This is a genomic window from Rhizobium sp. CCGE531 (assembly GCF_003627795.1).
In the GTDB taxonomy this organism is placed as follows: Bacteria; Pseudomonadota; Alphaproteobacteria; order Rhizobiales; family Rhizobiaceae; genus Rhizobium.
Map to the genome: position 1 here is coordinate 249803 of NZ_CP032684.1, position 22940 is coordinate 272742.

The window sequence follows — 22940 nt, forward strand, 5'->3', positions numbered from 1 at the left end:
TCGAGACTTGATATGTTCGCACGTTTGATCGACATTTTCATTACGCGCGAATTCGTGGAGGAATTCGTGCTCGGAGAGGGAGGCTCCCGCGCATGGTCAGCGTTACGCATGAAACATTAAATCCCACATCTTCAACGCTTGAGAGCGATGCCCGCAGCTTGCATGCGAACGGCAATGTCGCTCCCGGCAACATTGCCATCGGCGTGATCATCGGTCGCACGTCCGAGTTTTTCGATTTCTTCGTCTACGCCATTGCATCGGTCCTGGTCTTCCCGAAGCTGATGTTCCCCTTCGCGGACCCGCTGCATGGCACGCTCCTTTCCTTCCTGGTCTTCGCGCTCGCCTTCATCGCGCGTCCGATCGGCTCGTTCATCTTCATGGCGATCGACCGCGCCTATGGCCGTGGCGTCAAGCTGACGATCGCACTGTTTCTGCTCGGCGGGTCCACGGCGTCCATGAGCTTCCTGCCCGGCTATAGCGAAGTCGGCGTCTATGCGATCATCCTGCTCGCCTTCTTCCGCATCGGGCAGGGCCTTGCGCTCGGTGGCGCCTGGGATGGTCTCGCCTCGCTCCTCGCGCTCAATGCCCCGACGAAGCACCGCGGCTGGTATGCGATGATTCCCCAGCTCGGCGCGCCGATCGGCTTCATGCTGGCCAGCGCCCTGTTCGCCTATTTCGTCACGAGCCTCACGACGGCGGACTTCCTGGATTGGGGCTGGCGCTATCCCTTCTTCTGCGCCTTCGCGGTTAACGTCGTCGCGCTCTTCGCCCGCCTGCGTCTGGTGGCAACGGAAGAATTCGGCACTCTGCTGGAACGCCATGAGCTTGAGCCCGTGAAGATGACGGAACTGCTGCGCGTGCATGGCCGTGACGTCCTGATAGGCGCCTTCGTGCCGCTGGCAAGCTTTGCGACCTTCCATCTGGTTACGGTCTTTCCGCTCGGCTGGGTAACGCTCTACAGCGAGCAGAGCCCCGGTTCGTTCCTGCTGATGGAATTCCTGGGCGCGATCTGCGGCATCCTCGCCATCATCTGTTCCGGCATGCTCGCCGACCGGATCGGCCGCCGCAACCAGCTTGCCATCGGCGCGGTGCTGATCGCCTGCTTCGCTTTCGTCGCGCCCTGGCTGCTCGATGGCGGCGTCACCGGCCGTCATATCTACGTGGTTCTCGGCTTCACGCTGCTCGGCCTCTCCTTCGGCCAGGCGGCCGGTGCAAGTGCCTCGCGCTTCAGCCATAACTATCGCTACAGCGGCTCGGCCCTCGTGTCGGATCTGTCCTGGCTGATTGGCGCCGGCTTCGCCCCCTTCGTGGCGCTTGCCCTCTCCAGCCAATTCGGTCTCGTCTATACCAGCCTCTATCTGCTGTCCGGCGTGGTCTGCACGCTGGTCGCGATCTTCTTCAGCAAGACGCTGGAGACGCGAGACAACTGAGACCGAATGATCGAAATTGAAAAGGCCGCGGCGCGAAAGTGCTGCGGCCTTTTTGTTCAGATCGAATGTATGAGGCACGCAATCAGCGATGCCGCGTCAACATTCTTCAATCCCGCCGCCGGTATGGATTTGCCGGCTCGTAGCTTCATAAAGCTCGTCGGGCCGAGCATGCCTCGAAACTGCCTGTCATCAAAACTTGACTCTGTTTTCAAACTTTTGTGATAACTAGACCCAAGTGTAAACTTGAAAATAATGCTCAGGAAAAATATAGGCTACCGCATTGCCGCCCGGTGGTGGCGCTTTCCAAGCGAGAGGACTTAATGACTTTTTCCTTTTCTCATCTCACCAGCGCGCTGGCGCTTGCCGCGGGCCTTGCCGTAGCTCCGATGATGGCGAACGCCGCCGATGCCGAAGGTATCGTGGTCTACAATGCCCAGCACGAGGCGCTGACGCGGGCATGGGCGGATGGCTTCACCAAGGAAACCGGTATCAACGTCACGATCCGCAATGGTAGCGACATGCAGTTCGCCAACCAGATCGTTCAGGAAGGCGCGGCCTCTCCGGCAGACGTCTATCTGACGGAAAACTCTCCGGGCATGGCACTGGTCGGCGCCAACAAACTCTTTGCTCCGGTCGATGCAGCTACGCTGGCTCAGGTGCCGGAAACCTTCAAGGCTGCCGATGGCAACTGGGTCGGCGTTGCCGCCCGCTCCACCGTCTTTGCCTATGACAAGACCAAGCTGAAGGAAGCCGATCTGCCGAAGTCGATGCTCGATCTGGCCGATGCCAAGTGGAAGGGCCGCTGGGGCGCTTCGCCGGCCGGCGCCGATTTCCAGGCGATCGTCAGCGCGCTTCTGGAATTGAAGGGCGAGGATGCCACCCGCGCCTGGCTGAAGGCGATGAAGGAAAATGCCAGCTTCTACAAGGGCAACAGCGTTGCCATGAAGGCCGTCAATGCCGGCGAGGTCGAAGGCGCGGTGATCTATCACTATTATTGGTTCGGCGATCAGGCCAAGACCGGCGAGAACAGCAAGAACGTCGGCCTGCATTACTTCAAGAACCAGGATCCGGGCGCCTTCGTCAGTATTTCCGGCGGCGGCGTCCTGGCATCCAGCCAGCATCAGAAGGAAGCCCAGGCATTCCTGAAGTGGATCACCGGCAAGGGCGGTCAGGCCGTTCTGCGTGATGGCGACTCCTACGAATATGCCGTCGGCAATGGCGCTGCTTCCAACCCGAAGCTGGTGCCGCTCTCCGACCTGCAGGCACCGAAGGTCGAACCTTCGAAGCTGAACAGCAAGAAGGTCACCGACCTGATGACGGAAGCAGGGCTCATCTAAGATGAGAGCCCGCGCCGCAGCGCGTTTCGAGCGCTTTGGCACGGGCTTGCTCTTGCATCCCGGTCGCATGCCCTGCTAGGGGCATCCGAATGGCCTGAAGGCCGATCGATTGGGCAATTGCCGTCAGCGGCGGTTGCCTTCCTATTTCAGGGCGTGAAAGGCAGCTCGGATTTGCTGCAGAAGAACACATATGCCGGCGAAGCCGCCGCCATGCGAATGCCCCAGTTGACGGCTGCTCCCCGCGGCCGCGTTCGGCATGCCTCCGTCGTCGCCCTTGCTTCCATCGTTGCGCTCCTGAGCCTGGTGCCGCTTGGCTTCATCGTCTGGATCACGATCGATACCGGCTGGGCCGAAGTCATCGCCCTGATCTTCCGCAATCGCGTCGGCGAGCTGCTCGTCAACACGGTTCTGCTCGAAATCTGCACCATCCCGCTGTGCATCCTGCTGGCCGTCTCGCTTGCCTGGTTGACGGAGCGTACGAACATTCCCGGTGCCCGCCTTTGGTCCTGGCTGGCCGCGGCGCCGCTTGCCGTGCCCGCCTTCGTGCACAGCTATGCCTGGGTCAGCCTCGTGCCCGGCATGCGCGGGCTCTGGAGCGGCGTGCTGGTATCGGTGCTCGCCTACTACCCCTTTCTCTATCTGCCCGTCGCGGCCGCCCTGCGCCGGCTCGATCCGGCGATCGAGGATGCGGCGGCCTCGCTCGGCCTCGGCCCCTGGCGTGTCTTCTTCCGCGCGATCCTGCCGCAGCTTCGCCTTGCCATCTGTGGCGGCTCGCTGCTGATCGGCCTGCATCTCCTGGCTGAATACGGCCTCTACGTGATGATCCGCTTCGATACGTTCTCCACCGCCATCGTCGACCAGTTCCAGTCGGCCTATAACAGCCCGGCCGCCAACATGCTCGGCGGCGTCCTCGTCTTCTGCTGCCTGCTGCTGCTCGGCATCGAGGTGCTGGTGCGCGGCAACGAGCGCTATGCCCGCATCGGTTCGGGTGCCGCCCGCCCGGCCGATCGCCGCCGTCTCGGCTGGTTCGTCGGCCCGGCCGTCGTGCTGCCGGTCGTGACCGCCGTGCTGGCGCTCGGCATTCCCTTCGTGACCCTGGCACGCTGGCTTTATCTTGGCGGCACGGATATCTGGCGGATCGATACGGTCGGCTCCGCCCTGCTGCAGACCATTGCCCTGGCCATCGCCGGCGGCCTGCTCGCTACCATTGCCGCAACTCCCATGGCCTGGTTGTCGGTGCGCGCGCCGGGCCGGCTGCAGCGCGTTCTCGAAGCCTGCCATTATTATGTCGGCTCGCTGCCGGGGGTCGTCGTCGCGCTCGCCCTGGTGTCCATCACCGTCCGGCTGATCCTACCGCTCTATCAGACCTTCGCGACGCTGCTGCTCGCCTATGTCCTGCTGTTCCTGCCGCGCGCCATGGTCGGTCTGCGCGCCAGCATCGCCCAGGCGCCCGTCGAGCTCGAGCGCGCCGCCATGGCGCTCGGCCGCACGCCGGCGCAGGCCGTGCGGCAGATCACCATGCGCCTTGCCGCTCCCGGCTTTGCCGCCAGCGTGGCGCTTGTCGCGCTCGGCATCACCAATGAGCTGACGGCAACGCTGATGCTCTCTCCCAACGGCACGGAAACGCTGGCAACCAAATTCTGGTCGCTGACCAGCGAGATCGACTATGTTTCGGCGGCACCCTACGCCTTCATGATGGTCGTCCTGTCGCTGCCGCTCACCCTTCTTCTTTATGTGCAATCCAAGCGGACGGCCGGACAATGACCTTTCTGGCGATCAAGAATATCAGCAAGCACTATGGCCCCGTGCATGCGCTTGACAATATCGACCTCACCGTCGCCGCCGGTAGCCGCACGGCGATCGTCGGCCCGTCCGGTTCGGGCAAGACGACGCTGTTGCGCATCATCGCCGGCTTCGAGGTTCCCGATGCGGGGCAGGTGGTGTTGGAAGGCGAGACCCTTGCGGATGGAGAGGCGATCGTACCCGCGCATCGCCGCGGCATCGGCATCGTCTCGCAGGACGGCGCCCTGTTTCCGCATCTGAGCGTATCGGAAAATATCGGCTTCGGCATGGAGCGCGGCGCGCGTGACCGCGACCAGCGCATCAACGCCCTCATCGATATGGTCGAACTCGACCGCGGCATGCTTGACCGCCGCCCGCATCAGCTTTCGGGCGGCCAGCAGCAGCGCGTCGCACTTGCGCGGGCGCTCGGGCGCAAGCCGAAGCTGATGCTGCTCGACGAGCCTTTTTCCGCTCTCGATACCGGCCTGCGCGAGAATATGCGCAAGGCGGTCGCCCGCGTGCTGCAGATTGCCGGCATCACCGCGGTTCTGGTGACGCATGATCAGGCGGAGGCTCTGTCCTTCGCGGATCAGGTTGCCGTCTTGCGCGGGGGCGCGCTCATACAGGCGGGGACGCCGCAAGCCGTCTATCTCAGCCCCAAGGATCGCGAAACCGCGCTCTTCCTCGGTGACGCCCTCGTGCTGCCGGCCGATGTCGGCAGTGGATCGGCCAAATGCGCACTCGGGCACATTCCGGTTGCCGCCGAGAGCCGACACGGACACACCGACATCATGTTGCGGCCCGAGCAATTGCGCCTGACGGCCCTCGATGACGCCGGTGCGGGTGCGGCTTGCATCGGCAAGGTGACTGAAATCGAATTCGGCGGCGCCGTCTGCGCGGTGACGGTTGTCTTGTCCAATGCCAACGGTTCGGAGACATTGAACATCAAAAGCTCCGGCGTCGGCCTGCCCGAAATCGGCAGCATGGTTTCGGTGACCGTCATCGGAAATGCACATGTCTTCAACAAGCTCGGCGCTTGAGCCTCATTTGGGTTGAAGCCGGTGATTCCCGCCATCGACCGCCGGCGATGATTTAAACGGCGATGCGATCGCCTCGGAGGTGGCCTTCTGGAGGACGCTGGTTGAGCAGGAGTGGGGGCTGAAGCTGCTCCGAATATGACGCGCCTTCGTCACCCCCCTCTGTCGCTATCGCGACATCTCCCCCACAAAGGGGGAGATCGTTGGGAGTGTGCAGCCGTCACTCGTAAGCCAATGGATCGCAATTTCAGCATACTCGATGTTTGCTTGAGACGAGAGAGCGCCACGCGGTACCAATCTCCCCCCTTGTGGGGGAGATGTCGCGACAGCGACAGAGGGGGTGTGCACCATCCACGAACGCTTAGCCTACACACCCGAAGAACCTAAACCACCCCAAGCACCGGCGTCTCCGAAACCTTGCCGGTCGCCACATCGGCAATGCCGCGATCCGTCTGGTGTGGCCCGGCATTGCAGGCAAGCGTCGCGCCGAAGCAGGCCTTGAAGACGAGGTAGGGCGGGTTCCAGTCGACGATGGCGTCGATCGCCTCGCGAACGGCGCGGAAGGCGTTGGCGGTTTCCGCAAGCGGCGCATCGCTGACCAGTCCGGAGAGCGGCAGTGGCAGCAGCGCCTCGATCCTGCCGTTGCGTGCGACCGCAAGTCCGCCGCCGGCCGCGATGACGGCGTTGGCGGCAATCGCCATATCCGCTGCATTTCCGCCGAAAACCGTCAGGTTGTGGCTGTCATGCGAAACCGTCGTGCAGAAGGCGCCGCGCCATTCGCCCCAGCCCGTCAGGAAGCCGACGCGCGGCCGGCCGTCCGCCTTGCCATGACGATGGGCGACGGCGATCATCGCCGTTTCCGGCGGCGGCACGACAAAGCCGTCTTCCACGTCGGCCTCGATTTCACCCCATTGCGTGAAGCGAGGCTGATCGATGGTCGCAAGCCGCACGCGGTTGCCGGCGGCCGCCACACGGAAATCGTTTTCGCTGAACGATGTCAGCTTGACCGAATTGCGCAGCAATGCGGCGTCGGCCGGCTCGATCGGACCGATCATCCGGCCGGTCTCGGCGACTGCGGCGCCGTTGACGATCACATGCCGCGCCTTGAACCCCTGCAGATCTTCGAAGAGCACGATGTCGGCGCGCCGTCCGGCGGCGATCAGGCCCAGATCGCTGCGTCCTAGCCGCATGGCGGCATTCAGGGTTGCCGCCCGCAAGGCCCATTCGGGCTTGAGGCCACAGCCGACGAGACGGCGCACCACATCATCGAGGCCGCCGCCCTCGTGAAGCTCGTCGGGAAAGACGTCATCGGTGCAGAGCGTCACGGTCTGCGGCAGAAAGCCGAGATCGTTGATGACGTCGACGAATTCCGGCAGCAGATAATCGTGCGAGCCGCGCAGCTCGATGGCAAGGCCGGCCGAAAGTTTTGCCAAAAGGTCGGCGCCGGACGTCAACTCGTGGTCGGAGGAGACGCCGGCAGCCATGAAGGCATTGAGATCGGCGCCCTCGAGACTGCGCGCATGGCCGCAGACGATCTTGCCCGCATGCAATCCGGCATTGACGATATCGGTGGCGCGCGGATCGCCGTCGATGACGCCGCGCATGGTCATGACCTCGGCCACGCCGCCGATATCGGGCCATGCCAGCATCTCCGCCATATCAGCCGCGTCGAAATCGGCGCCCGCCAGCTCCAGTCCCGGCGCGGAAGGCACGCAGGATGGCGCCAGCGGTATCACCCGCAGCAGCAGTCGCCGTGTCGCCTCGATCGCCCAGCGCACGCCGTCGAGGCCGTGGACGTTGCCGAATTCATGCGGATCCCAGACGATGGTCGTCACGCCGCGCGGCAAAACGGCCTCGGCATAGGTCGCCGGCGTCACCATCGAGCTTTCGACATGCATATGCGTGTCGATCAGGCCGGGCGAAAGGAAGCAGCCTTCGGCATCGATCCTCCGCGTCGCATCGATGCAGCTGCCGGGCGCATGCACGCTTGCAATCAGCGGGCCGACGATGCCGATATCGGCGGCGCGGATCTGGCCGGTCACCATGTCGACAAGACGGCCGCCGGCAATCAGCAGGTCGAAGGGTTGATCGCCGCGCGCGGCGGTGACTGCACGTAAACGCAGTTCCGGAGCATTCAGGTCTGCCGGTTCGTCGCCATCCCTGTTCATTGGCCGGCCTCCCGCAGCAGCGCGTCGAATATGATCCGGCGTGCCTTCTCCGCATCGATTTCGGCGGCGAAATGGGCGTTGAACTCAGCATGCGAGGCGCGCGTTTCGACGACGGTACGTCCGCGCGTATGCTGCCCGTATAGTTCCGCGTCGATCCGGGCATGCCGGAGGGTTGCGATCCCCGGCTCGACGAAAATCGCCGCCGCCGTTGGATCGTAGATCGCCATGGCCGGCCTGCCGCGGCTGATGGCGATGTTGACATAGCCCTCCAGCAGGTCGGCGAGCAGCCGCGCGTTTTCGCCAGCGGTCTCGCGGAGGCGGGCGACATCTTCGGGCCAGGCCAGCACCTTGCGGCAGATGTCGAGATCGATCATGCGCAACGGCAGGTCATGCGCCAGCACGATCGCGAGCGCCTCCGGATCGGCAAAGGCGTTGAATTCGGCCGATGCCGTGTGATTGCCGGAAGTGACGCCTCCGCCCATCCAGGTCAGCTCATCGATGCGAGCGGCGAGGTCCGGACGCGCCAGCGCCACGGCGGCGATATTCGTCAGCGGACCAAGCGCGAGGATGCGTTTCGGCCCCGCGCCATCGGCAAGCCAGTCGCAGAGAGCGGCAAAGGCGTTGCTGAACGGAAGCGGATCGGCCGGCGGCAGGCTCCTGCCTGTCGTGGGGATGCCGGTCTGGCCGAGAATGCCCTGCGCCGTTTCCAGCTTGCAAAGAACGGGCAGTTCGCGGCCGGCATGGATCGGAAACGTCCAGCCGAAGACGGCGGCAGCACTCGCCGCATTGGCCTGAACATGGGACAGTGGCGCATTGCCGCTGACAAGCGAAACGCCGTCGATGGCGAGATCCGAATGCGCCACCACCAGGATGGCGGCGATATCATCGAATCCCATGTCGGTATCGATCCAGATTCCCATGTTTTATCTCAGAGATCGTGGCCAAAAGGCCGAAGGGCAGGCTTGCAGCCGCTCGTCCTTGGGCGATGGCTTAGACGCCATCGAAGCGGGAGTGGGTGCGGGGCGCGCAAGGGGATGCGCGCGCCCACTGATTGGTCAGGCAGCGAGCGCGTCGAGGACGCGGATCCAGGAGCGGATGCCCTTGTGGTAGGATCGCAGCTCGTATTTCTCGTTCGGCGAATGAATGCGGTCGTCGGAGAGACCGAAGCCGATCAGCAGCGATTCCATGCCGAGCATCTTCTGGAAATCGCCGACGATCGGGATCGAGCCGCCCATGCCGATGACGATGGCAGGCTTCGGCCATTCGTTGGAAAGCGCCGTCTTCGCCTTGGTCAGTGCCGGCGAATCGTAGGAAAGCTGGATGGCCGGCGAGCCGCCGTGCTTGTGGAATTCCACCGAGCAATCGGCTGGGATCTTCGAGCGCACATAGGCGCGGAAGCTCTCGCGGATCGCCGCAGGGTTCTGCTGGCCGACGAGACGGAACGAAACCTTCGCCGATGCCTTGGCGGCGATCACGGTCTTGAAGCCGGCGCCGGTATAGCCGCCCCAGATGCCGTTCACTTCGGCCGTCGGCCGCGCCCAGGTGAGCTCCATCACCGAGCGGCCCTTTTCGCCTGATGGGATCGACAGGCCCACTTCGCCGAGGAATTTTTCGGCTGTCAGCCCGAGCTTCTCCCATGATGCCTTGATGTTGGCCGGTGTTTCCTCGACGCCGTCGTAGAAGCCGGAAAGCGTCACGCCGCCGGTCTCGTCATGCAGGCCGGCGAGGATATCGGTGAGGATATGGATCGGATTGGCGGCAGCGCCGCCGAAAACGCCCGAATGCAGGTCGCGGTCGGCCGCGGTGATGACGATCTCCTCGCCCACAAGTCCGCGCAGGCCGGCGGAGATCGCCGGCGTTTCGCCATCCCACATGCCGGTATCGCAGACGAGGGCGAAGTCCGCCTTCAGCTCGGCGGCATTGGCTTCGAGGAAGGGCTTGAGCGAGGGCGAACCGGATTCCTCCTCGCCTTCGAACAGGATGGTGATGCGCACTGGAAGCGTGCCCCTGGTTTCCTTGTAGGCGCGCACCGCCTCGACGAAGGTCATCAGCTGGCCCTTGTCGTCCGAGGTGCCGCGGCCGGTCAGGATCTTGCGGCCATTGCCCATGTCCTTGATCTCAGGCGCGAAGGGATCGCTGTCCCAGAGCTCGATTGGATCGACCGGCTGCACGTCGTAATGACCGTAGAAGAGCAGATGCGGCGCATCGGTGCTGCCGGCATCGTGATGGGCGACCACCATCGGATGTCCGGGCGTGTCGCGCACGGAGGCCTTGAAGCCGAGGGAGTTCAGGTAGGCGACCAGCCATTCCGCCGCCTTGCGGCATTCCGCATTGTACTCCGGATCTGTCGAAATGGACTTGATGCGCAGCAGCTCGAAGAGATTGTCGAGGCTGGACGGGAGGTTCTGATCGGCGCGATCGAGAACGGGCGATAGATCGGTCATATCCGACTCCTTACATGAGATTTGGAGGGACGATAGACCAAAGCCCGGCTGGTTTCGAGGCGTTGAAACTGAAAATTTACCGCAGCTTGCCGCTTTGGATCGAGGTTCGCTGTTATGTGATTAGTTGCGTATGTAGTTTACAAGTTTTTTAGAGTATTAGAAATAACGTCAGTCCAGAAGAGTATTCTGGGGACGCGTAATGTTTTCAGTGATTGCATGCATTCGTGACGATCATGACTTCAGGCTTATTCTCGTTGCAGCGGTCATTTGCCTCATCGGCAGCCTTGCCACCATGCTTCTGTTATCCCGTGCGCAGGAATGCCAGTCGCATCAGCGTCGCTATTGGATCGCCGCCGCAGCCTTTGCCAGCGGCGTCGGCATATGGGCGACGCATTTCATCGCCGTGCTGGCCTATCAGAGCAGCCTTCCCATCTACTACGGTCTTTCGCTGACCGTGCTTTCTGTGGTTCTCGCAATCATTGGTTCCTGGCTTGCCATTGCCATCGCCTTCGAGTGGGATAACGGCGGTTCCTTTGCTGTTGGTGGCATCTTGATGGCGTTTGGCATTGGCGCCATGCACTTTAGCGGCATGCAGGCCATCGAGGCCTCGGCACAGCTTTCCTACGACTTGCAGCGCGTCGTCATTTCCATCGCCGTCGGTGCCGTTTTCTCCTCGCTGGCTTTCCTTGCATTTCGCAGCCTTCATGGCGTCAGGCGCATCATTGTCGGCGCCTTTCTCCTGCTGCTGGCAATTTGCTCGCTGCATTTCACTGCGATGAGCGGTGTGACGCTGACACCGGAAGCGGATGTGTCCGCCGCCGTCTCTATCGATCGAAGCATCCTTGCCGGCATCGTCACGGCTGCCGCGATGGGTCTCATTCTCATCGCCCTCGGCGCGATCTTCATCGATCGCCATCTTACCGACCTCCGCGGCTTCGCCAACGCTTCGCTCGAGGGATTGCTCATCATCCGCGACGGCCGAATAATCGATGCGAATGAGCGCTTCTTTGCCATTTCCGGATGGTCCGCCCAGCAGGTGACCGGCATGGCGCCCGACGCATTCCTGACGCTCGACATGGATGCTCATGCCGAGGCGGCCATTCCGCTCGAGACGACGCTTTCGGGATGCGACGGCAAATCGATCCCTGTCGAAACCGTGCGGCGCTCCATCACCTATCGCGGCCATGAATGCAGCGTGCTGGTCGTGCGCGACCTGACGGAACGGCGCCAAGCGCAGCAGATGATCGAGCATCTGGCCCATCACGATATCCTGACGGACCTGCCCAATCGCTCGCTGTTCGACCAGCGCATGCGCCAGGCGCTGCAGATGGCCAACCGCAAGGGCGGCGAAGTCGCCATTTTCTGCCTGGACCTCGACCGCTTCAAGGCGATCAACGACGTCTTCGGCCATGCCGAAGGAGATCGTATCCTTTGCAAGGTCGCCGGCATCCTGCAACGCATCATCGAAGAGGGCGATACGGTGGCGAGGCTCGGCGGCGACGAATTCGCCATCATCCAGCCCAAGCGCCAGCAGCCCGTAGGCGCCACGCGTCTCGCCGAGCGCATTCTTGCCGAATTCGCCATGGAGATGGATACGGCGCGCGATCCGACGGCCGTCGGCGTCAGTCTCGGCATCGCCATCTATCCGCGTGACGGCGCCAGCGCCGAGCAGCTGTATGCCAATGCGGATACGGCGCTTTATCGCGCCAAGCGCGCCGGCCGGGGCCACGCCTGTTTCTTCGACGCCGAAATGGACAAGGCCGTGCGCACGCGCCGCCAACTTGAGAACGATCTGCGCCAGGCCATTCTTCGCAGGCAGCTCTTCCTGGAATACCAGCCGATCTACGATGTCGGCAGCGACAGCGTCAGCGGCTACGAAGCGCTGTTGCGCTGGGCGCATCCGGATCGGGGCGTGATCGATCCGGAGACCTTCATTCCCATCGCCGAGGAGAGCGGGTCGATAGTGCCGATCGGTGAATGGGTGCTGCAGCAGGCATGCCAGGAGGCGATGCGCTGGAGCGAGCCTGCGAATATCGCCGTCAACCTCTCGCCGCTGCAATTCATGATCCCCACCCTCTATGACCAGATCGAACGGATTCTGCGAAAAACCGGGCTCGAGCCGCAGCGCCTCGAACTGGAGATCACCGAGGCGGCCCTGATGCGCGAACGGACAGTTGTCATCGCGACATTGCAGCGGCTGCACCGTCTTGGCGTCCGCGTGGTCATGGATGATTTCGGCACCGGCTTCTCCTCGCTCAGCAACCTGCGCGCCTTCCCCTTCGATAAGATCAAGGTCGATCGCAGCTTTACCGGCGCCCTTGAACACGATCCCGCGGCGCGTTCGATCGTCCGCGCCATCATAGGCCTCGGGCACAGCCTGAACATGCCCGTCGTGACCGAAGGCGTGGAAACGGAAATCCAGCGCCGCATCGTCATCGAGGAAGGTTGCGCACAGCTTCAAGGGATATTCTTCGGCAAGCCGGATGTCGGCCCCAGCCAGCACCACCCTGTCCTGGACAAGGCGGTCGGGCAGTCCTAGAGCTGCGTCGCGATCTTTCGGATTCGCTTCTCGCGCTCTAGGTCTTCGATTTTGCGCATATCGCTATCGCAAAACCGCTGCACACTTTTGCGCGACATGCTTCAGAGCTGCCTGGCGTTGTCCAGGACGCGCCGGATATATTCCAGCAGAAGCTCGCGCTCGAAATGGCGGAAATCTTTCAGGAGGTCCTTATCCGCGGCCATCGCGGCTTCGATAGCCTCCGCCTCCATCGCAGCCGCCCGGCTCGTCAGGAAAATCAGTTGCGCCCGCTTGTCCGAGGGATGCGGACGGCGCTCCACCAGCCCGTCGCGTTCCATGCGCGACAGGGTATTGGCCATCGTCGCCTGCTCGATATCGACCCGTTCCAGCAATTGTTTCTGCGTGAGCCCGTCTTCGGACCATAATTCCAGCAGGATCGGAAACTGACCGGGGGAAAAACCGAGTTTCGCCGCGCGTTGGTGTAACGAGCGAGCAAATCCCTTTGCCATCTGACTGGCAAGGTAGGCGGCGGAGTCCATCCGATTAAATCCCATGATTGCAAATATGCCGATAATTCAGAATCAAGACAATCGGCAATTTCTTGGGAAGGGGTGCTCGAAAATCAGCAACTTCAGGCGCTTTTTCCACGTTCCAAGGTTGCATTTTTCGGCATGAAAAAGCCGCCATGGCCTGGAGGTTCGCCATGGCGGCTCGTAAAAGGGGGGACAAAGGCCCGGAGAGGGGATAGGCCTTTGTCCAAGTCTGACATGGCGGGGGACAGGCCGGTTGTCAGACCCTCGGCAAATCAATCGCCGGTGAGTAAGATTTGTGAATCCAAATGTGGTTTTTCAAGGGAATGCGCAGATTAGATTGATTAAAACTTAGTAACGTTTCGGTGAGAGATTTGGCTCTTTCACAAGGCGGCAAAAACAGAAGTTTATATGGACGTTGGAAGTGCGCCACGCTATCCATGCTTCCATGAAAAAAGGTGATCATCTCTTTCTCGTCGACGGCTCCGGCTTCATTTTCCGGGCCTTTCACGCCCTGCCGCCGCTGACGCGCAAGTCCGATGGATTGCCTGTCGGCGCCGTTTCCGGTTTCTGCAACATGCTGTGGAAGCTGCTGACCTCGGCGCGCGATACCTCCGTGGGTGTGACGCCGACGCATTTCGCTGTCATCTTCGACTATTCCTCGAAGACCTTCCGCAAGGATATATTTCCGGAATACAAGGCCAATCGCTCGGCGCCGCCGGAGGAACTGATCCCGCAATTCGGGCTCATCCGCCAGGCGACGCGCGCCTTCAATCTGCCTTGCATCGAGACCGACGGCTTCGAGGCTGACGACATCATCGCCACCTATGCCCGTCAGGCCGAGGCGACCGGCGCCGATGTGACGATCATCTCGTCCGACAAGGACCTGATGCAGCTCGTCACCTCAATGGTCCACATGTATGACAGCATGAAGGACAAGCAGATCGGCATTCCCGACGTCGTCGAGAAATGGGGCGTGCCGCCGGACAAGATGATCGACCTGCAGGCGATGACCGGCGACTCCGTCGACAATGTCCCCGGCATTCCCGGTATCGGGCCGAAGACGGCGGCGCAGCTTCTGGAGGAGTTCGGCGATCTCGACACGCTGCTTGCCCGCGCGAGCGAGATCAAGCAGCAGAAGCGCCGTGAAAACATCATCGCCAATGCCGAGCTTGCCCGCATTTCCCGCCAGCTGGTGACGCTCAGAACCGATGTGCCGCTGGATTTGGCGCTTGATACGCTGATGCTGGAACCGCAGGACGGCCCGAAGCTGATCGGCTTCCTGAAGACCATGGAATTCACCACGCTGACGCGGCGCGTGGCGGAAGCCTGCGACTGCGATGCGGCGGCGATCGAGCCGTCCGTCGTCAAGATCGAATGGGGAGAAGCCGCCCATGGCCCCGATCTCGATATCGGCGAAAATGTCGATCTCGTCGCCGGCAGCACGGTCGAGGCCGAGGGCGCGACCGTCCCTGCACCATCCGCCAAGGCGCGTCTGGCTTTGGATGGCACGGCTGAACCCGAAGACCTCGCCAAGGCCCGCGCCGCGAGTTTCGCGAACGCGCCGATCGATCATTCGAAATATGTCACCATTCGCGATATCGCCGTTCTCGATCAATGGATCGCGGACGCGCGCGAGACGGGCATCGTCGCCTTCGACACGGAAACGACGTCGCTCGATGTGATGCAGGCGGAGATCGTCGGCTTCTCGCTGGCGATCGCCGATAACCGCGACGATCCCACAGGGGCGTCGATTCGCGCCGCCTATGTTCCGCTCGGCCACAAGACCGGCGTCGGCGACCTGCTCGGTGGCGGCATGGCCGACAATCAGATTCCGCTTCGCGATGCGCTGGCTCGCCTGAAGGATCTGCTCGAGGATACTTCTATCCTGAAGATCGCGCAGAACCTCAAATACGACTATCTGCTGATGAAGCGCTACGGCATCGAGACGCGATCGTTCGATGACACGATGCTCCTGTCCTATGTGCTCGACGGCGGCTCCAACGCCACGCACGGCATGGACAGCCTTTCCGAGCGCTGGCTCGGCCACAAGCCGATCGCCTACAAGGATGTTGCCGGCAGCGGCAAGTCCAACGTCACTTTCGACCTCGTCGATATCGACCGCGCCACGGCCTATGCCGCCGAGGATGCCGACGTGACCCTGCGTCTTTGGCTGGTGTTGAAACCACGACTTGCGGCAGAAAAACTTTCAGTCGTCTACGAGCGGTTGGAGCGGCCCCTGGTGCCCGTGCTCGCCCATATGGAGGAGCGAGGCATTACCATCGACCGGCAGATCCTCTCTCGCCTTTCCGGCGAGCTGGCGCAGGGCGCGGCGCGGCTGGAAGATGAAATCTACACGTTGGCCGGCGAACGCTTCAACATCGGCTCCCCGAAGCAGCTCGGCGACATCCTGTTTGGCAGGATGGGCCTGGCCGGCGGCAGCAAGACGAAGACGGGCCAATGGTCGACCTCGGCGCAGGTGCTGGAGGATCTGGCGGCCGCCGGCTTCGAACTGCCGCGCAAGATCGTCGACTGGCGCCAGCTCACCAAGCTGAAATCCACCTATACGGATGCTCTGCCAAGCTACGTCCATCCCGAAACGAAACGCGTTCACACCTCCTATTCGCTGGCATCGACCACGACCGGACGCCTGTCCTCCTCCGAGCCGAACCTGCAGAATATTCCGGTGCGCACGGCGGAAGGTCGCAAGATCCGCACGGCCTTCATTTCGACGCCGGGCCACAAGCTCGTCTCCGCCGACTACAGCCAGATCGAACTACGCGTGCTGGCGCATGTCGCCAACATCCCGCAGCTGAAGCAGGCCTTCGAAGACGGCATCGACATTCATGCGATGACGGCATCCGAAATGTTCGGCGTGCCGGTGGATGGCATGCCGAGCGAGGTGCGCCGCCGCGCCAAGGCGATCAACTTCGGCATCATCTACGGCATCTCCGCCTTCGGCCTCGCCAATCAGCTCTCGATCGAGCGTTCGGAAGCCGGCGACTATATCAAGAAGTATTTCGAGCGCTTCCCCGGCATCCGCGACTACATGGAAGGCGCCAAGCAGGCCGCACGCGACAGCGGCTATGTCGAGACGATCTTCGGTCGCCGCATCCATTTCCCGGAGATACGCTCGTCCAACCCTTCCGTCCGCGCCTTCAACGAGCGGGCCTCGATCAACGCCCCGATCCAGGGTTCGGCCGCCGACGTCATCCGTCGCGCCATGATCAAGATGGAGCCGGCGCTGACGGCGTCGGGGCTCGGTGATCGCGTGCGCATGCTTTTACAGGTGCACGACGAACTGATATTCGAAGTCGAGGATGCCGATGTCGAGCGCACGACGCCGATCATCGTCTCTGTCATGGAAAATGCCGCCATGCCGGCGGTGGACATGGCCGTGCCGCTGAAGGTCGATGCGCGCGCCGCACACAATTGGGATGAGGCGCACTGAGGTAGTCCGGGCATGGCGAGGAGATCAGCCCTCATGGTGAGGTGCGCAGGCCAGAATGGCCGGAGCCTCGAACCAAGAGGGCGGATAGGCTACTGTTGGGCCACCTCGTGCTTCGAGGCCTTGACGCTTGCGCGCCAAGGCACCTCAGCATGAGGCGGTGAGAGATCGGCGATTTGGCATGGATAGAGATACGTCTCGATGATCCGGGCCGGACACCGGATGCTTACTTCCCAATCAACGCTTCCAGCACCGAAACGATCGCGCGTTCGGCCTCTTCGAGCGTGCCGCTATTGTCGATATCGGCGACGTCGTAGCTGCCTTGAACCGTCAGCGCGCTTCTTTCCAGGCGCTTCAGCACATCTTCGCGGCTCTCGCGTCCGCGCGCCATCAGGCGCTCGGCCAACACCTCACGTGTAGCCGTGATATTAATGACCTTCAGCCGTGGAAATGCGGCCTGGAAGTGGTGCAAGGCCGAGCGCGAGCCATTGGCGATGACCAGATTGCCACGAGCAAGCTCATCGAAGACATCAGCTGGAATGCCGTATTTCAAGCCGTGTGCTTCCCAGGAGACGGCAAATGCGCCGGCCTGTTCCATCGCATCGAAGTCGGCCTCGGAAACGCTTCTGTGGTCCTCGTTGCCGGCATCGCCGTCACGCGTGATCACACGGCGGACGAAATGGACGTCGGGCCGGCCAGCAAAATGCCGGGCGGCGAGGTTCATCAGTGTATCCTTGCCGGCGCCGCTCGGGCCGACGACCACGGCGAGCGTGCCCGCCGTCGTATTCGCCAGGCCGACATTAGCCGGCTTGATATTGACGTCCGCGCTCATGCGACCCGCCGACCTTCCCGCCAGACAGACCGCGTGACGGGCACGCCATGATCGCGACGGACGCGCACGAGATCGGCGCGCAGGCCCTCGGCAATGCGGCCACGGTCGTTCAGGCTGACGGTCCTTGCCGGCGTCGCCGTGACCATGGCGATCGCCCGCGGCAGCGAAATGCCCTCGACTTCGTCCGCGAGGATGAAGGGCGCATGCAGCAGGCTGAGCGGCACGTAGTCGGAGGAAAGCACGTCCAGCACGTCGAGCTCGGCCAGATCGCGGGCGGCGATATTGCCGGAATGCGACTTGCCGCGCACGATGTTCGGCGCGCCCATCAGCACGCTCATGCCGGCGCCGTGCGAAGCCTTCGCAGCATCGATGCTGGTCGGGAATTCCGCCAGGCGAACGCCGTAATTGATCGCTTCGTCGACATGGGCGAGCGTCGCGTCGTCATGGCTGGCAACCGTAATGCCGCGCTCGGCACAGACCTTGGAGATCGCGTCGCGATGCGGCGTCGCGTATTTGGCCGATTCTTCCTGGCGCTTGGCCACGAAACGGGCGAAAGCCTCGTCGCTGAGCCCGCGCTTCTTCTGATAGTAGAAAATGTACTGATCCATGGTCTGGAACTGGCGCTGGCCCGGCGCATGGTCCATCAGCGAGACCAAGCGCACATACGGATCCTTCTCGAAATCCTGGAAATGATCGAGAACGTTGTCGGAGGAGACTTCGCAGCGCAGATGGATCAGGTGATCGGCGCGCAGGCGATCTTCGCTTTGAGCCGCCTGGATGGCGTCGGCCATATCACGCATCTCGCCTTTTTCGAAACCGCCGTCCTCGTCCGAGCCCATGCGCAGGCAGTCGAACACGGTCGTGATGCCCGAGGTGACGATCTGGGCGTCATGCGCCTGGATCGCCGCCGTCTTGTTCCAGCGCACGCCCGGGCGCGGCGAATAATGCGCTTCCAGATGGTCGGTATGCAGCTCGACCAGACCGGGGATCAGATAATCGCCCTCGAAATCCTCGCCGATAGCGGATTTGCCTTCGGAAATGCCGGCGATGCGACCGTCACGGATCAGCACGGAACCTTCGACGATCCTGTCTTCGAGGACGATGCGGGCGTTGGAAAGGACGGTTTCTTTGGTCATGTCGGGTCTTTCACTGTTAGGCGCCGGAGAGCGGCAGCCAGGAACGGACGGTAAAGGGAGCGCCACGCTCTTCTTCGATAAAGACGGCGAGGCCGGAAACGTCGAGCGGCTTGCCGGTATGGTCGGCGAAGCGCTCGCGCAGCACGTCGTGCATCTCGGCCTGGCGCTCGGCCGGAACGCGCCCGGTCAAGGTCATGTGGAAACGGAACTCGTCATTGACGTAAGGATAGCCCCAACGCAGCAGATTGGCACGCTGCGGCTCGGTCAGGCCCTCCGGCTGGCGCCGGCCGATATCATGATCCGAAAGCGGTGCGCGGAATGGTTCGAAGGTCTTGACCACGCGCGAGGCGAAATCCTGCAGCGGCTGGTAGAGCGAGCCCGGCACGAGCGCGAAGAAATGGCCGAGCTGGCCAAGCACCAGCTGCGGAATGGTGAAAGCCTTGGTCTGCGCGGCGAATTCGGCTGCCACCTCAAGGAGATCGCGCTCGGTCACCGAGCCGGCAAGCTCGAAGGGTGCCTTCAACGTGGCATGAAAGCCGTAGCGGCGCGGATCGGCCGTCAGTTCGGCATGGCCTGCCGGCACGGGGCCGATGGCCTTGTCGGAAAAAATCTCGTCGGAAAATGCGTCGCGTCCCAGCCAGAGAGCGGCAAGCGAAGTCAAAGGATCGTCTTTGGGCGGCGTGAAATAGAGAGCATAGCGCAAGGCTGCATTCCTTGGAAAAATCGGCTGCGCGGGACACTGTTGGGTGATTTGCGACAAACCGCAAGAGCAGCAAGGCAGCAACGGTTCGAATCCGGCTAAAGCCGGCTCGAACGCTACGGTCTTGCCGGCCTGCGCTACCGGATTCCCGTGACAGAATGATGATGCGTAAAGATTTTTCTTGGCTCTTTTTATCTCACCCGCGTACCCATCAGCCGCGAGCGCAAGGCGTTGGATGCGGCGTCGAACAGGAAGACGACGATCAGGATCAAAAGCACCATGTAGGCGACGTTTTCCCAGTTGGCGTTGGTGCGCATCGCTTCCCAAAGTTTGAGGCCGATACCGCCGGCACCGACGGCGCCGATGATGGTCGCGCCGCGTACGTTCGATTCCCACTGGTAGAGCGTCTGGCTGACGATGACGGGCACGATCTGCGGCACGATGCCGTAGCGATGCACGAGGATCGCCGACGAACCGGTGGATTTCACGCCTTCGCGCGGCTTGTTGTCGATATTCTCGAGGCCTTCGGAATAGAGCTTGCCGAGCGTGCCTGTTTCGGTGAGGAAGATCGCGCCGCTGCCGGCAAGCGGGCCGGGGCCGAAGGCGCGGGTGAGGAACAGCGCCCAGATCAGCATATCCACCGAGCGCAGGAAATCGAAGAAGCGCTTCAGCACCTGATTGAGCAGCCGGTTCGGCGTGATGTTGCGGGCGGCCAGGAAGGCGAGCGGGAAGGCGACCAGCGAGCCGAGCAGCGTGCCGAGGAAGGCCATGACGACGGTCTGGAACAGCTTGGTCCAGACGTCGCCATGCTGCCATGCGCCATTGTTCCAGATATTGTCGAAGGCCAGCGAGAGATTGGATTGGTCGGGCTCAAGCCGCGGCCCGGAGACGATCAGGCCGATGACCTCGCTCGCCGGCTTGTCGAAGAAGGGCGAATGCGTGTCGAAGACGAAATTGGCCCAGCCGATGAAACGCTTGCGGATCTTCACGCGGTCCGTGGAGATGCTGACATCGCCGGCGAAGCCCATGTTGGCAAGGATGTTGTCGTCATAGACGGTCATCCAGTTCGGCACAGGCTCAGAGCCGACGATCTTCGGCACGTCGCCGGTGATATCGATCGGGATGGTGGCGCCATGCGCCGTCAGAATGGCCTGGGTCTTGGTAATCGTAACGGTGCGGCTCGTGCCGCTGACCGAAACAGTCATGCTGCCGTCAGGCGCGGTCTTCACCCAATCGGGGTGCGGGTTGTCGCCCAGCGGCGAAAAGCGCGGATATTTGATGCTGATCTTGTCGCCGGAGATGCGGAATTCCGGCTGCACGTCATAGCTGATCCATTCGCTGAGATAGATGCCGACGCGCTCCCAATGCGCTTCCGCAATGACTTTCGGCAGGTTGAAGAACCACACGGCATAGAAGCCGTAGAGGATCACGCCGATGAGGATCATCAGCGCGCCGAAGCGCTGGCGGAAGGACCGGTGAAGCATCTCCGGATAACGCGCTTCGATTTCCTGCATACGGCTGGCGTCGATGACGGACATGGGCAACCTCAATGCTGCAAAAGGAAGGCATGTTCGCCGACGAGACGGCGGCGGAGCCATGCGGAAAACTGGTCGACGGCAATGATCGTCAGGAAGAGAAGCAGCACCAGCGCCAACGTCTTGGCGCCGAAGCCGCGCGAGATCGAAAGCTTCAGCTCCTCGCCGATGCCGCCGCCGCCGACGGCGCCGATGATGGTGGAGGCGCGAACGTTGATCTCGAGCCGCAGCAGCGCGTAGGACATGAAATTCGGCAGCACCTGCGGCAGGGCGGCAAAGCGGGCGCGCTCCGTCCAGCTCGCGCCGACGGCGCGCATGCCCTCGTCAGGCTTCATGTCGATATTTTCGACGACTTCGTAGAACAGCTTGCCGAGCGCTCCGATCGTATGCAGGCCGACGGCGATGATGGCGGCGATCGGGCCGATCGACAGGATCGCGGAAAACAGGCCGGCGATGACGATCTCCGGGAAGGCGCGCAGAAATTCCATGATGCGCTTCGTCACCAGGCGGACCGGATTGGACGGCGACATGTTGCGGGCGGCGAAGAAGCTCAGAGGCACCGCAAACACGAAGCCGATGATGGTCGATACCAGCGCCACGTTGATTGTAATGATCATCAGCTCGAAATATTCTGGAATATAAAAATCGCCCCAGACGTAGATGCGCCCCAGCGGAAAGTTGAACTCCTCGCCGCCGGCGCCGTTCGCGCCGTTGGGGCTCGCCAGGTCGAAGAGCGCCCGGTAGACATCGCTCCAATCCTTGGGGATGAGCCAGCTCAGGAAATCGAAGAGATGCGGCAGGCGGTCAAAGAAGTGTCCGGCATTGTTTTCGTCGGCGAAGCGGACGGAACTGACGAAGGCAACGAGCAGGACAACCAGGCCAATGCCGGTGTAGAGGCGGCGCTTGGCCACCATCTTGCTCCAGGCGTCACCGATATCCCTGGCACTCTGGGGCGCGCTTTGCATCTTCAGCTGCGTATCGGCGATCGTCATGAAATCTTGCCTCTGTGAATAGCAAAAGGGCGGCCGTCGCCGGCCGCCCAATTTTCGGAATGCGGATCAGCCGCCGATGGCAGCCTTACGAACTTCGATGACGGCGTTGTAGAATTCCGGCTTGACCTTGACGTAGCCCTTGAAGTCGCCGCCTTCGACGGCGTTGAAGCACTTGGCGTCGGTGGCCGGCAGCTTCAGGAAGAAGTCGGCCAGCTTGGCCTGCCATTCGGTGCCGAGCGCATTGCGAACGACGAGCGGGCCGTTCGGGATCAGCGGCGAACGCCAGACTTCGACGAGCTTGTTCGGATCGACTGCGCCCTTGTCGACTTCCTTGCGGAAGGTGCCGGAGGTGTAGCCGTCCTTGAAATCACCGATGCCCGAGGAATCGTCGACGGCGACGTCGACCTTGCCGTCATAGGCGGCGAGCAGGTTGTTTTCATGGCCGCCGTTGAACTGCGTCGAGGCGAAGAACTTGTCGTTCGGAGCGCCTGTGTCCTTCGGGATCTGCGTCAGCGGAACGAGATAGCCCGAGGTGGAGTCCGGATCGGCGTAGCCGAGCTTCTTGCCCTTGGCATCCTTGATGGTCTTGATGCCGGAGGACTTGAGCGCCAGGCCGATAGAGTAATAGCCGGTCGAGCCGTCGGATTGCTGCGTGGTCAGGATCGGGGTGACGGCCTTCGGATCCTTGATGGCGACGGCTGCATAACCGGAAGCGCCGAGTTCGGCGAAGTCGAGCGTGCCGCCGAGCAGGCCCTGGATAACGCCGTTATAGTCGGCGGCCGGGAACAGCGATACCTTTTCGAAGCCGAATTCCTTCTTCAGGTGATCGGAAAGGCAGGCATAGTTGCGCAGGCGGTCGGCTTCGTTTTCGCCGCCGAGAATGCCGACGCGGAATTCCTTGAGGTCTGCAGCGTTGGCAGCAGCGCCGGCTGCGAGCGCGACGAGCGCCGTAGCGGCAAAGAGTGCTTTCTTCAACATGGGTTCGTCTCCTGATTAACCGGTGTCCCCGGATGCCTTCGGTCTGGTAGAAGAAATGCGCCCTTGACGCGGG

17 protein-coding genes are annotated in these 22940 nt (G+C 62.3%); 7 read left to right on the plus strand and 10 right to left on the minus strand.

Annotation, left to right across the window (positions count from 1 at the left end; genetic code table 11):
* Positions 1–92: 92 nt before the first annotated feature.
* From CCGE531_RS01205 to CCGE531_RS01225, 5 genes are all read left to right on the plus strand, one after another.
* Positions 93–1430: an MFS transporter gene (locus CCGE531_RS01205; RefSeq protein WP_120662549.1), complete on the plus strand. Its 1338-nt coding sequence runs from the start codon at positions 93–95 to the stop codon at positions 1428–1430.
* Between the two features lie 6 nt (positions 1431–1436).
* Complete coding sequence (locus tag CCGE531_RS01210) at positions 1437–1652, plus strand: hypothetical protein (RefSeq protein ID WP_120662550.1); 216 nt, start codon at positions 1437–1439, stop codon at positions 1650–1652.
* Positions 1653–1750: 98 nt separating this feature from the next.
* Positions 1751–2767 (plus strand): iron ABC transporter substrate-binding protein, encoded by a 1017-nt coding sequence (locus CCGE531_RS01215; protein WP_120662551.1) that lies wholly within the window; start codon positions 1751–1753, stop codon positions 2765–2767.
* A 210-nt stretch (positions 2768–2977) separates the two neighbouring features.
* The gene (locus CCGE531_RS01220; RefSeq protein WP_245459045.1) at positions 2978–4531 is read left to right on the plus strand and encodes an iron ABC transporter permease; all 1554 of its coding nucleotides are present in this window, start codon (positions 2978–2980) and stop codon (positions 4529–4531) included.
* Positions 4528–5589, plus strand: a complete 1062-nt coding sequence (locus CCGE531_RS01225; protein WP_120662552.1) for an ABC transporter ATP-binding protein — start codon at positions 4528–4530, stop codon at positions 5587–5589. The genes CCGE531_RS01220 and CCGE531_RS01225 overlap by 4 nt, the downstream gene beginning before the upstream one ends.
* 380 nt (positions 5590–5969) lie before the next feature.
* On the opposite strand, the gene CCGE531_RS01230 is transcribed toward CCGE531_RS01225, so the two are convergent.
* From CCGE531_RS01230 to CCGE531_RS01240, 3 genes are all read right to left on the minus strand, one after another.
* On the minus strand, positions 5970–7754 hold the full coding sequence (locus CCGE531_RS01230; protein ID WP_120662553.1) for an adenine deaminase C-terminal domain-containing protein: 1785 nt from the start codon (positions 7752–7754) through the stop codon (positions 5970–5972).
* A complete protein-coding gene (locus tag CCGE531_RS01235; protein WP_120662554.1) occupies positions 7751–8674 on the minus strand; it encodes a nucleoside hydrolase in 924 nt (307 codons plus the stop codon). Before CCGE531_RS01235 ends, CCGE531_RS01230 begins: the two co-directional genes overlap by 4 nt.
* Before the next feature lie 135 nt (positions 8675–8809).
* Positions 8810–10198 (minus strand): M20/M25/M40 family metallo-hydrolase, encoded by a 1389-nt coding sequence (locus tag CCGE531_RS01240; RefSeq protein ID WP_120662555.1) that lies wholly within the window; start codon positions 10196–10198, stop codon positions 8810–8812.
* 199 nt (positions 10199–10397) lie between these two features.
* Between CCGE531_RS01240 and CCGE531_RS01245 the strand changes: the two genes are divergently transcribed.
* Complete coding sequence (locus tag CCGE531_RS01245) at positions 10398–12737, plus strand: EAL domain-containing protein (RefSeq protein ID WP_120662556.1); 2340 nt, start codon at positions 10398–10400, stop codon at positions 12735–12737.
* A gap of 101 nt (positions 12738–12838) precedes the next feature.
* Here the strand turns inward: CCGE531_RS01245 and CCGE531_RS01250 are convergent, their stop codons facing one another.
* Entirely contained in the window at positions 12839–13255 is a 417-nt protein-coding gene (locus tag CCGE531_RS01250; protein ID WP_120662557.1) for a MarR family transcriptional regulator, read from the minus strand.
* Between the two features lie 439 nt (positions 13256–13694).
* Between CCGE531_RS01250 and polA the strand changes: the two genes are divergently transcribed.
* A complete protein-coding gene (polA, locus tag CCGE531_RS01255; RefSeq protein WP_120662558.1) occupies positions 13695–16697 on the plus strand; it encodes a DNA polymerase I in 3003 nt (1000 codons plus the stop codon).
* A gap of 223 nt (positions 16698–16920) precedes the next feature.
* Here the strand turns inward: polA and phnN are convergent, their stop codons facing one another.
* From phnN to phnD, 6 genes are all read right to left on the minus strand, one after another.
* Positions 16921–17526, minus strand: coding sequence for a phosphonate metabolism protein/1,5-bisphosphokinase (PRPP-forming) PhnN (phnN, locus tag CCGE531_RS01260; protein WP_120662559.1), 606 nt, complete (start codon positions 17524–17526; stop codon positions 16921–16923).
* Positions 17523–18662, minus strand: a complete 1140-nt coding sequence (locus CCGE531_RS01265) for an alpha-D-ribose 1-methylphosphonate 5-triphosphate diphosphatase (RefSeq protein ID WP_120662560.1) — start codon at positions 18660–18662, stop codon at positions 17523–17525. The genes phnN and CCGE531_RS01265 overlap by 4 nt, the downstream gene beginning before the upstream one ends.
* A gap of 16 nt (positions 18663–18678) precedes the next feature.
* On the minus strand, positions 18679–19365 hold the full coding sequence (locus tag CCGE531_RS01270) for a DUF1045 domain-containing protein (protein ID WP_120662561.1): 687 nt from the start codon (positions 19363–19365) through the stop codon (positions 18679–18681).
* A gap of 188 nt (positions 19366–19553) precedes the next feature.
* Entirely contained in the window at positions 19554–20900 is a 1347-nt protein-coding gene (gene phnE / locus CCGE531_RS01275; RefSeq protein WP_120662562.1) for a phosphonate ABC transporter, permease protein PhnE, read from the minus strand.
* A gap of 8 nt (positions 20901–20908) precedes the next feature.
* Positions 20909–21889, minus strand: a complete 981-nt coding sequence (gene phnE / locus CCGE531_RS01280; RefSeq protein ID WP_120662563.1) for a phosphonate ABC transporter, permease protein PhnE — start codon at positions 21887–21889, stop codon at positions 20909–20911.
* Positions 21890–21955: 66 nt separating this feature from the next.
* Entirely contained in the window at positions 21956–22867 is a 912-nt protein-coding gene (phnD, locus tag CCGE531_RS01285) for a phosphonate ABC transporter substrate-binding protein (RefSeq protein WP_120662564.1), read from the minus strand.
* Between the last annotated feature and the right edge of the window lie 73 nt (positions 22868–22940).